The 15,088-nt window shown below is 56.0% G+C and carries 13 protein-coding genes; 12 read left to right on the plus strand and 1 reads right to left on the minus strand.

The genetic code is table 11. The annotated features are described in order from the left end of the window. The 6 genes from folP to ACN0XZ_RS15300 are packed head-to-tail and all read left to right on the plus strand — an operon-like array spanning position 1 to position 6,089. On the plus strand, positions 1-1,128 hold the full coding sequence (gene folP / locus ACN0XZ_RS15275; protein WP_417458660.1) for a dihydropteroate synthase: 1,128 nt from the start codon (positions 1-3) through the stop codon (positions 1,126-1,128). A gap of 48 nt (positions 1,129-1,176) precedes the next feature. Next, complete coding sequence (gene glmM, locus ACN0XZ_RS15280) at positions 1,177-2,520, plus strand: phosphoglucosamine mutase (protein ID WP_417458661.1); 1,344 nt, start codon at positions 1,177-1,179, stop codon at positions 2,518-2,520. Further along, positions 2,520-3,332, plus strand: coding sequence for a bifunctional hydroxymethylpyrimidine kinase/phosphomethylpyrimidine kinase (thiD, locus tag ACN0XZ_RS15285; protein WP_417458662.1), 813 nt, complete (start codon positions 2,520-2,522; stop codon positions 3,330-3,332). The genes glmM and thiD overlap by 1 nt, the downstream gene beginning before the upstream one ends. Then, positions 3,332-4,099, plus strand: coding sequence for an alpha/beta fold hydrolase (locus ACN0XZ_RS15290; RefSeq protein WP_417458663.1), 768 nt, complete (start codon positions 3,332-3,334; stop codon positions 4,097-4,099). The genes thiD and ACN0XZ_RS15290 overlap by 1 nt, the downstream gene beginning before the upstream one ends. A gap of 20 nt (positions 4,100-4,119) precedes the next feature. After that, complete coding sequence (locus ACN0XZ_RS15295) at positions 4,120-5,274, plus strand: serine hydrolase domain-containing protein (RefSeq protein ID WP_417458664.1); 1,155 nt, start codon at positions 4,120-4,122, stop codon at positions 5,272-5,274. Between the two features lie 20 nt (positions 5,275-5,294). Next, complete coding sequence (locus ACN0XZ_RS15300) at positions 5,295-6,089, plus strand: hypothetical protein (protein WP_417458665.1); 795 nt, start codon at positions 5,295-5,297, stop codon at positions 6,087-6,089. A 3-nt stretch (positions 6,090-6,092) separates the two neighbouring features. Here the strand turns inward: ACN0XZ_RS15300 and ACN0XZ_RS15305 are convergent, their stop codons facing one another. Beyond that, on the minus strand, positions 6,093-6,662 hold the full coding sequence (locus ACN0XZ_RS15305) for a hypothetical protein (protein WP_417458666.1): 570 nt from the start codon (positions 6,660-6,662) through the stop codon (positions 6,093-6,095). Between the two features lie 277 nt (positions 6,663-6,939). Between ACN0XZ_RS15305 and ACN0XZ_RS15310 the strand changes: the two genes are divergently transcribed. The 6 genes from ACN0XZ_RS15310 (at position 6,940) to ACN0XZ_RS15335 (ending at position 15,081) form a co-directional block, all read left to right on the plus strand. After that, a complete protein-coding gene (locus ACN0XZ_RS15310) occupies positions 6,940-8,097 on the plus strand; it encodes a phosphoserine transaminase (RefSeq protein WP_417458667.1) in 1,158 nt (385 codons plus the stop codon). 80 nt (positions 8,098-8,177) lie between these two features. Next, on the plus strand, positions 8,178-9,767 hold the full coding sequence (gene serA / locus ACN0XZ_RS15315; RefSeq protein WP_417458793.1) for a phosphoglycerate dehydrogenase: 1,590 nt from the start codon (positions 8,178-8,180) through the stop codon (positions 9,765-9,767). Positions 9,768-9,802: 35 nt separating this feature from the next. Continuing rightward, positions 9,803-10,978, plus strand: a complete 1,176-nt coding sequence (locus ACN0XZ_RS15320) for an ATP phosphoribosyltransferase regulatory subunit (RefSeq protein WP_417458668.1) — start codon at positions 9,803-9,805, stop codon at positions 10,976-10,978. A gap of 38 nt (positions 10,979-11,016) precedes the next feature. After that, the gene (locus tag ACN0XZ_RS15325) at positions 11,017-12,309 is read left to right on the plus strand and encodes an adenylosuccinate synthase (RefSeq protein WP_417458669.1); all 1,293 of its coding nucleotides are present in this window, start codon (positions 11,017-11,019) and stop codon (positions 12,307-12,309) included. Between the two features lie 224 nt (positions 12,310-12,533). Then, positions 12,534-14,564, plus strand: a complete 2,031-nt coding sequence (locus tag ACN0XZ_RS15330) for a hypothetical protein (RefSeq protein ID WP_417458670.1) — start codon at positions 12,534-12,536, stop codon at positions 14,562-14,564. Between the two features lies 1 nt (position 14,565). Beyond that, positions 14,566-15,081, plus strand: a complete 516-nt coding sequence (locus tag ACN0XZ_RS15335) for a hypothetical protein (RefSeq protein WP_417458671.1) — start codon at positions 14,566-14,568, stop codon at positions 15,079-15,081. Positions 15,082-15,088 lie beyond the last annotated feature (7 nt).

The following is a 15,088-nucleotide window of genomic DNA, read 5'->3' on the forward strand; positions in this document are numbered from 1 at the left end:
GTGACAGTCTTTGACCTAGAAAACATTTCCGACGGGGCAAGAGTTTATCTTGTGCCCGTCGGTTCCGTTTGGGGTGGTGTGGAAGGCATGCGCACCGCTGTCCCCGGCCTTCGTTTTCTGGCTGCTAAAATCGTGGTCAGGGACGGCGGGGATCTGATCTGGCAACGCCATGTGCCTGCGGGTGAGCTTGAGGGCGTGCTGGAAGCTTTACCTGAAAGCTTGCGGGCGCAAGCCCATGTCCAAAAAGCCGCGCTTGAGGCACCTCGCCCAAACATTGCTTTGCCTGGGCGCGATATGCCTCTCGCTTTCACGAAACCGCGTATCATGGGTGTGCTGAACGTCACACCTGACAGTTTCTCCGATGGGGGGCAGTACTTGGATGCTGACGCGGCGGTCCGCCGCGCGCGGCAGATGATCGCGGAAGGCGCGGATATCATTGATATCGGTGGGGAAAGCACGCGGCCCGGCGCCAAACCAGTGTGGGAAGGCGAGGAGGCTGAGCGTGTGGTGCCGGTGATTGAGGCGCTACAGTCGGATGGTGTCCCGCTCTCCATCGACACTCGCCACTCGTTTGTGATGGAAAAAGCGCTCACGGCGGGGGCGCATATCATCAATGACGTTTCGGCGCTTGAGTATGATGGTGACAGCATTGGTGTCGCCGCTGGGAGCAATGCACCAGTTGTGCTCATGCACTCCCAGGGCACGCCTGAGACCATGCAGGATAACCCGAGCTACGGCCATGTGCTTTATGATGTGTATGACTATCTGGTGAGCCGCATACAGGCCTGTGAGATTGCCGGGATTGATCGCGCCCGCCTTATCATGGACCCAGGCATCGGTTTTGGGAAACGGGTGGTGCAGGATAATCTGGCTCTTATAAGCGGGTTGCCGCTTTTCCTTACCCTCGGGTGCCCCATCCTTTTAGCCGCATCGCGCAAGCGTTTTATCGGCGCAATAACGGGGGAAGAAGAGGCGTCCCGCCGTGTGCCTGGTTCGCTTACCGCAGCACTTCGGGGGGTAGAGCTTGGCGCGCAGATCATACGGGTTCATGATGTTGCGGAGACATCTCAGGCGCTCAAGCTGGTGCAGGCATTTCATGATGCCGCAATCATGGACGGGCAGCTCTGAAGTCGCTACAATTTAGGCATATTTTTATCTGTTGTTGGGGAAGGCAATATGAGCCGTAAATATTTTGGCACTGACGGCATGCGTGGCCGGGTGAATGAGGGCTTTATGACGCCTGACGTTGCCATGCGTGTTGGTTTGGCTGCTGGCCGGTCGTTTATTCGCGGCGACCATGTACACCGTGTGGTGATTGGCAAGGATACGCGCCGGTCCGGTTACATGTATGAGCCTGCACTCGCAGCGGGTTTTGTGGCTGCCGGTATGGATGTGATCATGGTGGGGCCAATGCCAACACCTGCAATTGCCATGCTGGTGAAATCCCTGCGGGCTGACCTTGGTGTGATGATCTCCGCGAGCCACAACCCGCACTATGACAATGGCATCAAGTTTTTTGGCCCTGACGGTTTCAAACTCTCGGACGAAAAAGAACTTGAGATCGAACATATGGTTGATAACGGCGTGTTTGATGCGCTGGTACCGTCCGAAGACCTGGGCCGTGCGACCCGCCTCGAGGATGCGAGCGGCCGCTATGTTGAGTTTGCCAAAGCGACAGTGCCTAACGGTTTGACCTTTGATGGCCTCAAGATTGTGGTCGATTGCGCTAATGGCGCTGCCTACAAAGTGGCGCCTACCGTGCTTTGGGAGCTGGGGGCGGATGTAATCTCTATCGGTGTTTCGCCCAACGGCTTCAACATCAATGACAAATGCGGCTCTACCCACCCGGAGGCCATGTGCGAGCAGGTGGTAGCACACGGTGCCGACCTAGGCATCGCGCTGGATGGTGACGCCGACAGGCTGATCCTGTGTGATGAACGCGGGCAGATTGTGGATGGTGACCAGATCATGGCGCTGATTACCCGCAATTGGCACAAACGCGGCGTCTTACGTGGCGGCGGGCTGGTTACCACGGTGATGTCCAACCTTGGGCTTGAGCGATTGCTAACGGGCGAGGGCCTGTCGCTTGCACGCACCAAGGTGGGGGACCGCTATGTGGTTGAGCATATGCGCAAAACCGGCATGAACGTGGGCGGTGAGCAATCCGGCCATATCGTGCTGAGTGATTTTGCCACCACAGGGGACGGCCTTGTGGCAGCTTTGCAGGTGCTGACGGAAATTCAGCAATCGGACAAACCGGCGTCCGAGGCATGCAGGCAATTTGACCCGGTGCCGCAACTTCTTAAAAACGTGCGCTACTCTGGCGGAGACCCGCTTGAGGCTGCGTCTGTGAAAGCGTCAATTGAAGCGGCGGAGCAGGCGCTCAATGGTTCCGGGCGGCTTGTCATCCGCAAGTCTGGCACAGAGCCGCTGATCCGCGTGATGGCCGAAGGCGATGATGAAGGCAAGATCACCGCACTTGTGGACGCTATCTGCAGTGAGATTGAGGCGGCAGCATAATGACAAGCACTTCCACCATGGGGCGGGTTTTGATCGTTGCGGGCTCTGACAGTTCAGGCGGTGCCGGCATTCAGGCGGATATCAAAACGGTGACCATGCTGGGTGGCTATGCTGCGACGGCTATCACAGCCATAACAGTACAGAACACCATGGGGGTGAGCGGTGTTGAGGCCATGCCGTCTGGCGTGGTCGCGGCGCAAATGCGTACCGTGCTTTCAGACATTGGCGCGGATGCAATCAAAACCGGTATGTTGCATGACCGCGCGGTGATTGAGACAGTTCTGGCCGTTATCGACGACGTAGCCTTTGGGGGTGATCTGATCATTGACCCGGTAATGGTGGCAACATCGGGCAGCAAGCTTTTGCAGGATGACGCGACAGACGCGCTCAAAACCCTGATTGCACATGCGAGCCTTGTGACGCCTAACATCCCGGAAGCGGAACTGTTAACCGGCCGCAAGATCGAAACTATTGAAGACATGAAGGCGGCGGCCTATGCGCTCCTCGATACGGGGGCGGAAGCTGTGCTCCTTAAAGGCGGGCATATGCAAGGGCCACAGGTGAGCGATTTCCTCGTCAGCCTGAAGGGTGAATGTGTGATCACGAGCGACCGTATAGACACCCGCCATACCCATGGCACGGGCTGCACGTTGGCAAGCGCCATGGCAACACTTCTGGCGGCCGGTAAATCGCTTGAGGAGGCTTTTGAGCAGGCGCATGCCTTTGTGCATGCTGCCATCAAGGCAGCACCAGGCTTTGGTGAAGGGCATGGACCACTTGGGCACGCGAATGTGCGGCTGGAGTGGAATTGATGGAGCTTTTTGTTCGTGAGCGCGGGGAAGGGGAGCCGCTTCTGCTGCTGCATGGGCTTTTTGGTTCTGCTGACAATCTGGGGGGTATCGCCCGCAACCTTGAAGCCGAGTTTCGGGTGATCAGCCTTGACCTCAGAAACCATGGCCGCAGCCCGCATGCGGATACCATGAGCTATCCTTTGATGGCCGCTGATGTGGTTGAGGCGATGGACAAGCTGGAGCTTGAACGCGCGCATGTGTTTGGCCATTCCATGGGCGGAAAAACCGCGATGCAGTTGGCGCTTGATGCCCCTTTGCGGGTTAGCCGGGTTGTTGTGGCGGATATCGCGCCAGTGCAATATGGGCACCATCACAGCCGTATCTTAGAGGGGTTGCGGGCGGTCGCAGATAGTGATGCCGTCAGCCGTGCGGACGCGGAGGCGATCCTTAGCCCTTATGTTGACGAGCCTGATGTGCTTTCTTTCCTCCTCACCAACTGGCGGCGGGGGGATGGCGGCAAAGGCGCATGGCGTATCGGCCTTGATGCCATTGAAAGCTGTTATGAAAATATTATCAAAGGCAATGAAGGTACCCCTTCAGAGGCGCCCGTTCTTTTCCTGAAAGGCGGGAACTCAGACTATATCCTGTCAAAGCACCGCGAGACGATCCTCGCGCTTTTCCCCAAAGCGGAAGTGCGTATCGTTGAAGGCACAGGCCATTGGCTGCATGCAGAAAAACCGGATCTGGTGGCGCGGCTTACGTCACGTTTCCTCAATAATAACCTTTAACCAGAGTATCGACCCTATCCATGCGTATCTTGTTGTTCAGTCTGCTCTCGTTTCTCTTCTCTACGCCGATTTGGGCCGCAGAGGAAGATGCCTTCATCGCCGCCTTTGGTGAAGATTTCAAAACAGAAGTTGAGAAGAACAAGATACCCGGTGCGGCCTATGCCGTGGTGAAAGGTAACCGTGTTGTGGCGCTCAAAACCATGGGAAGCCGCGCTGTGGATGCGGAGTTGCCGGTCAATAGCGCAACGGTGTTTCGTCTTGCGTCTGTATCGAAAACATTTGCAGGCGAACTGGCGGCAATACTCGCCGCAGAGAAGAAATTCAGCCTTGATGCGCCTGTGCTTGAGTATGTGCCAAACCTCAAGTTTAAAACGGCAGGCCACGCATCGGGGCTCAAGGTGCGACATCTCCTTAGCCATAGCTCCGGCATCACACCCAATGCTTATGACAATATGCTTGAGGATGACTGGGGCCTTGAGAAAATCATCCCCCGGTTCGACCAGCTCGGGGCCATGTGCAAGCCGGGCGAATGTTATGGCTACCAGAATATCCTTTTCAGCCTGGTTGAACGGGTGATTGAGCAGAGCACGGGGGAAGGGTATGGCCCGCTTGTCTCAAAGCGCCTGCTGGAGCCCCTTGATATGGACCATGCATCTGTGGGGCTCGAGAGCTTCCTGTCAACCGCGAACCGGGCAGAACCCCATGTGTTTACCCGGCGGGACGGCTGGATACGGGTATTGGTTGAGCCCAACTATTACCGTGTATCTCCCGCCGCAGGCGTGAATGCCAGCATTGAAGATATGGCGAAATGGGTGATGGCCCAGATGGGGCATAAGTCCCGTGTGATCTCGCCTGACCTCCTGAAAACAGTGACATCCAAAGAAGTGCGCACAACACGCGAGTTGAACCGCCGGTCGTGGCGCAGGCATATCTCAGACGCTCACTATGGCCTTGGCTGGCGCATCTATTCCTTTGGTGATGATGATGTGGTGCTGCATTCGGGGGCGGTGCGCGGGTACCGTGCGTTTATCTCATACTCGAAAGACATGGACATCGGGTTCGTGATGTTGATGAATGCTCAAACCCGCTCAATCGACCGTCTTTCGGCCAGCTTCTGGGATATGGCGTTTGAAAGCCGCGATGAAGCCAATAAAGCGGCGAAAGCCGCGCGTTAGCAAGCGCATCGGGGAGGGGCATGGAAAACAAGAAGATCATATTCCTGTTTGCGCGCCAACGCTCCGGCACCGGTGCGCTCGCGGGCCTTTTGAATAAACACCCTGATTGCGCTTATCTGGGTGAGGTCTTTGGCGATGCATACACCGATAACCCCACCTATTATTTCAATTGGCTTGAATGTGTTGTGGCTCAGGAGCCTTCCCTTGTTCAGCCCGCGCGCGCCCGTGACCGCTTCGAGGCCTATCTTGAGCATGTGCAAATCACGGTTCCGAAAAAACGTGTCATTCTCGATGTCAAGCTGAGCCAGCTTCATCAATTTGAGGGGTATGATAAAGGACTGGAAGCACGCCCGGCGCTTATGGAGTTTATTAAAGACCGAGGTGGGGTTGTACTTTTTCTGCGCCGCCGAAACCTCCTTCGCGCGCACCTCTCGCGGTTGACGGCAGAAGCCAGCGGTGTCTGGCATACGACAGGAGCACGACCAGCGCTGCCGAAACTTACTGTGGATATCCAGAAGTTGAAGAAATCACTTGAGTGGCGCCAGCGTACGGAGAAGAGGCTCGACACTTTCGAGAAATTTTTCTCCAATACTGTAAGCCTTGACTATGAAAATCTTTTTGACACTGCGGGTGCAGGTCTTTCAGCCGATGCAGTTGTAAGCTTGCAAAGTGCGCTCGGCCTCAAGGATTTTGAGTACCTCAAAACCGACCAAACCAAGCTGCGTCCCGGCAGCTTGCACAGCTTTGTCGAGAATATTGAAGAGGTCAGGGCGGCACTCAAAGGTACCCCGAATGAGTGGATGCTTGAGAGTTAAGCTTTAGAACGGCTCACCCCTGCCGCCACCTTCACCACCACGTCCGCCGCCTTTGCGTCCACCTCGGCCTCCTTGATCGCCACGCCGGTCACGGTCGGGGTCGCCCATTTTGGTTTCGCGCATCGCCGCCATCATTTCATGTGGGCTGACCATACAGTCACTATCAGCATCCATGCGCTGGAACGCGCTATGGGGAACAGCCACAAATTCATCAACATCAACGCCGCCATCGCCATTCTTGTTGGTGGTGAGGAAGTCATAAAACAGGAAGGTTTTGTCTTCAAACTTGGCGTAGCGATACTCGCCTGACGTCAAGAGCCCATCGTTATCGCTATCGAGCTGCCTGAACAAGCGACTGCGTTTGAGGGCGATGTCATCACAAGTGATAATACCATCCTCATCATAGTCCCATTCGGCAAGAAAGCGTGTTTGCATTTCTTCGCGCCGCTCTTCCATTCGGGCGGGGCCCATTTCCATACGCGACCGTTTTGGCCTGTCTGGACCATGGCTCGAACAGGCGCTGATAGAGAGTGCAGAAAACATCAGAAGCAGAGTGCGTTTCTGGAAAGACATTGCGGGTTCCTCGCATGGTGACTTTGGGCTGGTCGTCAAATTTATTATGGATATGAAGCTTTTACGATGAGCGCCGCATTGCCCTTCGCGGGGTCGGTAATTTCGTTACAAAAACTTCTCGCGAGCGATACAAATCTTTCATTGACTCTATCCACGCTTCCTATAGTTTCCGTCCCCGGTACTTCCCCCAACTGGGAAGCTGCTGTCTGTGAGGTCAGCGATCATTTTTGGGACACGCCTCCCCAACGAGGCGCTTGCTATCTGGAAGGATAGAGACATGACGAAGCCTACTGTTGCGCCTCGGCGCCCGGAGTTTAGCTCGGGCCCGTGTGCGAAGCGTCCCGGTTGGAGTGTGGACGCCCTTAAAGACGCCCAGCTCGGGCGCTCTCATCGTGCGAAGCCTGGTAAAGCCAAGCTGAAGTACGCCATCGATAAAACTCGTGAAGTTCTGGGTGTGCCTGCGGATTACCGCATCGGCATTGTGCCTGCGTCTGATACCGGCGCTGTTGAAATGGCCTTGTGGTCCCTTCTGGGCGCACGGCCTGTTGACATGCTGGCGTGGGAAAGCTTTGGCGCGGGCTGGGTGACAGACGTTGCCAAGCAGCTCAAGCTTGAGAAGGTCCGGGTGTTTGACGCGCCTTATGGCGAGTTGCCGGACCTGGACGCGGTTGACCCCGACCATGACGTTGTTTTCACCTGGAACGGTACAACATCAGGGGTGAAGGTGCCCGCGGCAGACTGGATTTCGGATGACCGCAAAGGCCTGACCATCTGTGACGCGACCTCGGCAGCGTTTGCGATGGACCTGCCGTTCGAGAAGCTTGATGTCGTGACATACAGCTGGCAGAAGGTACTGGGCGGTGAAGCTGCTCACGGTATGCTCATCTTAAGCCCGCGCGCGGTTGAACGGCTTGAAAGCTACACACCCGCATGGCCACTCCCCAAAATCTTCCGCCTCACCAAAGGCGGCAAGTTGATTGAGGGCATTTTTGTGGGTGAAACCATCAACACGCCTTCCATGCTGTGTGTTGAAGATTATATCGATGCGCTGGAATGGGCAGATGGTATTGGCGGCCTGAAGGGCTTGATCGCTAAGTCTGAAGCTAACCTCAAGGTATTGGCTGACTGGGTTGAGAAAACCGACTGGGTTGATTTTCTGGCCGCTGATGTGGCGACAAGGTCCAACACCAGTGTGTGCCTCAAGGTGGTTGACCCATGGTTCGCCGCGCTTGATGCGGACGCCCAGGCGGCTGTGCCGAAAAAGCTTGCGGCACTTCTGGATGAAGAAGGTGTGGCGTTCGACATCGGTGCTTACCGCGATGCGCCTCCCGGCCTCCGGATATGGGCTGGTGCCACCGTGGAAGCTGAAGACCTGTCCGCGCTTACGGCATGGCTTGATTGGGCCTACGCTGAGGTGAAAGCCGCGCACGCTTAAGGGTGCGCCATAGCGATACCGAAGGGCCACGCGCTTGGCCCTCACATTTCAAAAGCTAGAAATTCAGAGAAGGAATGATCATGCCTAAGGTGCTGATTTCCGACAAAATGAGCCCCCTTGCGGAAAAGACGTTTAAGGATGCGGGCGTTGAAGTTGACTATAAACCCGGCCTCGACAAAGACGAGCTCCTCAAGATCATTGGGAACTATGATGGCCTTGCGATCCGGTCATCAACCAAGGTAACGCCAAAAGTGCTGGCGGCAGCACCAAACCTGAAGGTAATTGGCCGCGCAGGTATCGGTGTTGATAACATTGATGTGCCCGCAGCCACCAACTCAGGTGTTGTGGTGATGAACACGCCGTTTGGCAACTCCATCACGACAGCAGAGCATGCGATTGCGATGATGATGGCGCTGGCGCGCCAAATCCCGCAGGCAAATGCGTCTACGCACGCAGGCAAATGGGAAAAATCCAAATTCATGGGTGTTGAGCTCACCGGCAAAACACTTGGCCTTATCGGGTGCGGGAACATTGGCTCTGTGGTGGCGGAGCGTGCGCTTGGCCTCAAGATGAAAGTGGTGGCCTTTGATCCCTTCCTCGCGCCCGAGCGTGCGGCGGATCTGGGTGTTACCAAGGCTGAGCTTGATGACGTGTTTGCGAAGGCAGATATCATCACGCTTCACACACCGCTCACGGACCAGACACGTGGTGTTGTAGGCAAGGAAGCCTTCAAGAAGATGAAAGACGGCGTGCGCATCGTGAACTGCGCGCGTGGTGGCCTTGTGGACGAAGCGGCACTGCTTGAGGCGCTGAATAGTGGCAAGGTGGCGGGCGCGGCCCTTGACGTGTTTGAGGTTGAACCTGCAACAGAAAACCCACTGTTTGGTCATGAGAATGTGATCTGCACACCGCACCTTGGCGCATCCACCACCGAAGCCCAAGTGAATGTGGCGCTTCAGGTGGCGGAGCAGATGGCGGACTATCTTCTGACCGGTGCGGTGACCAACGCGCTCAACATGCCTTCCGTCAGCGCCGAGGATGCACCAAAACTGCAGCCATATATGAAGCTCGCAGAGGAAATTGGTGGGTTTGCCGGGCAGCTTACCGAGCATGGTCTCAAGCGCATCGTGATCGAATATGAAGGTCATGTGGCGACCCTTAACACAAAACCGCTTACAGCGGTTGTGCTTGAAGGTCTTCTGTCACCACTGATGGATAGCGTGAATATGGTCAACGCCCCTGTGATCGCGAAAGACCGCGGCATTCAGGTGACAGAGGTGAAGCATGACCGTGAGGGCGACTATCACACGGGTATCAAGCTGACCGTCGAGACCGAAAAACGCACGCGGACCGTATCGGGCACCCTGTTTGCTGATCGTTCCCCACGGATCGTGGAAGTTGGTGGTGTACGCCTTGAAGCAGAGCTTGCGCCAAACATGCTCTATGTGGTGAACGATGACAAACCGGGCTTCATTGGGGCCCTTGGCTCCCTTCTTGGCTATAACGGCGTCAACATTGCGACATTTGCGCTTGGTCGTCGTATCGAGGGTGAAGAGGCAGTGGCCCTTGTGGCCGTTGACCAGCCGCTCAAGGATATTGTTCTTGACCAAGTGGCTGCTCTCGCCCATGTACGGCAGGCAAAACGCCTGTCCTTTAACGGGCGTGTCTAACGTTTGACCAGATAACGAGAAGAGGGAGCGGACCCATGAATGGTCCTATAAGGCAGATCGCAGGCTCGGCATATGCTCGCCAGGCCCTGTTGCCAGAAGGATTTCGCGACCAGCTTAGCCCAAAGGCTGAGCAGGAAGCGGCGCTTGTACGCGGACTTATGGACAGCTTCCTCTCTCATGGATACGACCGGGTTTCCCCGCCACTTGTAGAATATGAAGATAGTCTGCTTGTGGGTGCGGGCGCCACGCGGGCGAAACAGATGTTCCGCCTCATGGACCCGGACACCCAGCGCATGATGGCGATTCGCGCTGATATGACCATCCAGATGGCGCGGCTTGCTGCCACACGCCTTTCCGATGCACCGCGGCCGCTCAGGCTCGCGTACACCGGCAACGTGTTGCGCACCAAAGGTAGCCAGCTTCGTCCGACCCGTCAGTTTATTCAGGCAGGGGTCGAGCTTGTAGGGGCGCCAAGCCTTGAGGCAGAGCTGGAAGTCATCGCGCTGGCGGTTGAAGCTCTTGAGGCGGTGGGGATCGCAGAGCTGTCTCTTGACCTCACCGTAGCACCTCTCATCGCACAAATGGTGGATGCACATCGCCTTGAAGGTGACGTGAGGGATACGGTTCTCGCGGCGCTTGAAGCCAAGGACATTGGCGCGCTTGCGGTGCTTGACGGTGTGGCGAAGGTGCAGTTTGAAGCGCTTCTGGGTGCTGCGGGTGAGGGTGCACGGGCGGTAGAGATACTGCGGGGGCTTGAGCTTAAAGGCAACGCAGGCAAACTGGCTGCTCGTCTGGGCCGCTTGCTCGCCATGGTGAATAAACGCCTGCCCAACCTTTCGGTGACCGTTGACCCCTGCGAAAGCCATGGGTTTGAATATAAGTCCGGTATCGGATTCGCGCTCTTCTCCAAAGGTGGGGAAGGGGAGCTTGGCCGTGGCGGGCGCTATATGGTTACGCATCCGGATGGGCATGAGGAAGAGGCAACTGGCTTTTCGGTGTATCTCGACACACTCCTGAAGGCATTGCCGCCATTTGAAGCCGCTCAAAAAATCTTTCTGCCGCATGGCACTAAGGGCACCGTTGGTGCTAAGCTGCGCGCGGAGGGATGGCGCACCATCCAGGGGCTCTCAGAGCATGAAGAGGCGCAAGCGGAGGCTATTCGCCTCGGTTGCAGCCATATCTTGCTTGATGATCAGGTCAGAGCCGTTTAAAAGCTCGTTTTTTACAGATTCCAAGAAAGGGATTTCGCATGGGCAACGTCGTTGTTGTCGGCTCGCAATGGGGCGACGAAGGCAAAGGCAAAATCGTCGATTGGCTTTCCGAACGGGCGGACGTGGTTGTTCGCTTTCAGGGTGGCCATAACGCGGGCCATACACTGGTTGTAGACGGCACTGTTTACAAACTGTCGCTGCTGCCATCAGGCATCGTGCGTGGCGGTAAAATCAGTGTTATCGGCAACGGTGTGGTGATTGACCCATGGGCATTGCTTTCGGAAATGGAGAAACTGCGTGGGCAAGGCGTAGTGATTGACCCAGACAGTTTCCAGATTGCGGCAAATGCAACGCTGATTATGCCGTACCACCGTGAGCTTGATGCGATCCGTGAAGACGCAACCAAGGGCGTGAAAATTGGTACGACCCGCCGCGGCATTGGCCCAGCCTATGAAGATAAGGTTGGTCGTCGTGCGTTGCGCGTTTGTGACCTTCAATCTCGTGAAATGATCGAAGCCCGCCTTGATGTGGCGCTGACGCACCATAATGCTGTGCGCCGTGGCCTTGGCCATGATGAGATTGACGGTACGGAGATCGCTGATCAACTGATGGAGCTCGCCGGCCAGATTCTGCCGTACATGACCAATGTGTGGCGTACGCTGGATGAAGCCAGCAAGGGCGGCAAGCGCATCCTTTTTGAAGGCGCGCAAGGTACGCTTCTTGACGTTGACCATGGCACCTATCCGTTCGTGACATCCTCCAATACCATCGCAGGCCAGGCGGCAGGTGGCTCCGGCCTTGGCGCTCGTTCACTTGATTATGTGCTTGGTATCACAAAGGCTTACACGACCCGTGTGGGCTCAGGGCCGTTCCCGACCGAACTGACCGACGAGATCGGGCAGCGCCTCGGCGAACGTGGGCACGAGTTTGGTACCGTGACAGGGCGGTCTCGCCGTTGTGGTTGGTTTGATGCAGTGCTCGTGCGCCAGAGCCTGACAATCGGTGGTGTAGATGGTATTGCGCTGACGAAGCTCGACGTGCTGGACGGCCTTGAAGAGATCAAGGTTTGTGTTGGCTACAAGCATAATGGTGAAGTGATCGATTATCTGCCGTATGGCATGGAAGATCAGGCCGCTGTGGAGCCGGTATATGAAACCCTTGAAGGCTGGCAGGAAAGCACGTTTGGTGCGCGTAGCTGGGCCGACCTTCCCGCTACAGCAGTAAAATATGTCAAGCGGGTTGAGGAGCTGATTGGTGTGCCTGTGGCCCTGCTTTCTACGAGCCCCGAGCGCAACGACACCATCCTTGTTCGGGACCCATTCCAAGATTAACGCTGTGGTTTAAGGTGTATAACGGCGTTATTGCCGTGTCAAAAATATCGCAAAATGCCGCTAACTCCCCGGAGAGGCGGCATTTTTTTTGTTTCCGGTTGCTAAATATTCACGAATGATTCAAATTTGTTAAGGATAAGGGTTTAGTGCTAGAACGCTAGAAGGGGTGCTTGGCGGCAGTATGGTGTGGCCGAGCATGAAAATTTGAATAAGGGGAAGTACGCTTGAGCGGTGATATCGCACCAGTTCCGGAGGGGCAAAGTGCCTTTGGGGAACGGTATGCCGTTGACACTGCGGCGCCGTTGCCTGAATTCACGACCTTTGGTGGCGACGCTTTTAAAGCAACCGACAAGGAACGCCCCGGCAAAGAAATTTATGCCCTGATCCATCACCCAACTGTGCCGATGCGGAACGAGGTTTACCGTAGCCTGAAGGCGCGCCCCGTTGCGAATGTGGTGAACCCCATAGACCGTGGTTTGATGACAGTTGATGCGGGGGGCAGGCGTCAGCGTCTCGTCACTATTTTTGAGCGGCCCTCAGGTGGCGCTCTTTTTGGCCCGGATGGCAAGGTCAACCCACGGGTCAATACAAACCGGTTGCGCCAGAGTGTTGTGTTGTCTGCTTTGAAGGCAATTGCGGCGTTGCATAAACGTGGTTTTACTCACCGGTCGATCACGCCTGGAAATATCTATTTTGTTGCGAATGACAGTGAAGAAGTTTGCATTGGCGAGTGCTACAGCGCGCCGCCCGGCTACAAACAGCCGTTTTCACTGGAATCATTAGAACTGGCGCTGGCGCATGAAACGGCGCGCGGCAATGGCGATGCTGCGAGCGATTTTTATCAGCTGGGCGCGGCGCTCCAGAGCCTCTATTTCGGTGAGCAGCTGTGGCGCGGACGGGACCGTGACAGCATGTTAATGGCACGCGTAAACCAGGGCTCTTTCTGGGCGCTTGCTGGTGGGCGTGATATCCCAGGTGCACTAGGCACCCTTGTGCGCGGCTTGATGGCGGATGAGCTTGAAGAACGCTGGGGCGCCGAGGATGTCCTCGATTGGTTTGAGGGCGTCGGTAAACCCAAACGGACCAGCATGCGAGCGTGGGCCATGAACCGGCCAACCAATTTTAAGGGTGTGGCGTATGTGGACCGCCGCCTGCTGGCTGATGCCTTTGCGCGCGATCCACGCGAGGCGGCCAACTTCCTGAAACGATTGGACTTCCCGGCATGGGTACAGCTTTCTTTCCGTGACGAGATTCTGAGCGAACGGCTTGAGAGCGTACTGAACGTGGCATCAGACGCTGGTATCGGTGGTACCCGGCCCGATGACTATAAGATGGTCACCCGTGTCTGCATGTTCATGCACCCGACCGGGCCAATCCATTATAAGGGCTATTCCGTCATGCTTGACGGCTTGCCCTCTATGATCGCGGACGCCTTCGCGCGCGATGACCGGGACATGATGGGAATCATACTGGATCTGCTGGATGAACGTTTCCTGAATGCCCTTGGTGAAATTTGCTCGGAACGAAGCCCGAGATTCCTGTCTATGGTGCGGGATTTACGTCCCTTTATGAGCTTTGGGTCAAGTAAGCAGTTGGGGCGTGGTATGGAGCGGGTGCTCTATGGTCTCAATCCGATTTTGCCCTGCATTAGCCAGCGGTTCACGAATGTATGGATAGGGTCCATCAAGCAGATGATGCGTGCGCTTGACCGGCTGGCGGCATCTGGTGGCGGAAAGAATGTTTTGTTAGATCGCCATGTGGCAGCTTTCTGTGCGGCGCATGGCGCTGATCTCGAACGTGAGTTCAATAAACTTGCCGCCGCCCAGAACGACCTGCCGCGCTTCAATAGCTTGTCAGCTGAGTTTTTCGGCATGTTGCAACGGCGCTTCAAGCTGGAATCCCTGCCAAGTCTCACTGAAAAGTTGGTGGAAGGGCTGGCGCCCGCTGTGAAGAATCTGAAGAACAAAAAACGCCGGGAACGTGTACAACTGCTTCTGGAGAAGGTGAAAAAGGGCGGAGATATATCCAAACTCACCACCGAAGTGAATATGGTGCGGATCCAGGCGGAAGATACCCGTGAATTTGCACAAGCTCGCACGGCTATTGGCAAGCTGGAAAAAGAGCGGGCGCTGCTGAGCCGCAAGATACTGCCGACTGATAATGACGCGCGCGCAAAGGGCTTGCGCGGTAGCCGCTGGGTGGCCTTCGGTGCCATGGTGCTCATCGGCTTTCTAACATTCATGCCAGGAGGTTGATGTGGCTGCGAAGAAACCCATGAAAATGCGGCGGCGTCGCCCTCAACAGGAAATGAGCGGATTTCTGCCATTACTGTTGATTGGGCTTATGCTTGTTGGGTTATTCAGTTGGCAGGTTGCTGTACTGTTCCTGGTTGGTCTCGCCCCCACAATCGTTCTGTCGATCACGGGCAAGGGTGTCTACAAGGCTCAGAAGCTGCAGTGCGTGGCCTTCTGTAATATTGCGGGTATTATTCCCTTTGCCCTGCAGGTTTGGAACAGACCGCGTGAGTTTGCCGAAGTGGTGTCTAACCCCATTAATCTGGTTGCCATGTTTGGTGCGGCAGCAATTGGTTATGCGCTGATTTATGTTGGGCCGATGATTGCGGCGCAGGTTCTCCAAACCGTGGCGAAAGAGCGTCTCAAGACTATCGCACAGCAGCGTCAGGCGCTTCTTGAAGTATGGGGTCCTGATGTACTGGGTGACCAGAATGAAGGCGCTGAAGAGCCAAACTGGGCAAAAGGAAAACGCGGCTGAAAGACTA

The sequence above is a fragment of the Kordiimonas sp. genome (genome assembly GCF_048264555.1).
Taxonomy (GTDB): Bacteria; Pseudomonadota; Alphaproteobacteria; order Sphingomonadales; family Kordiimonadaceae; genus Kordiimonas.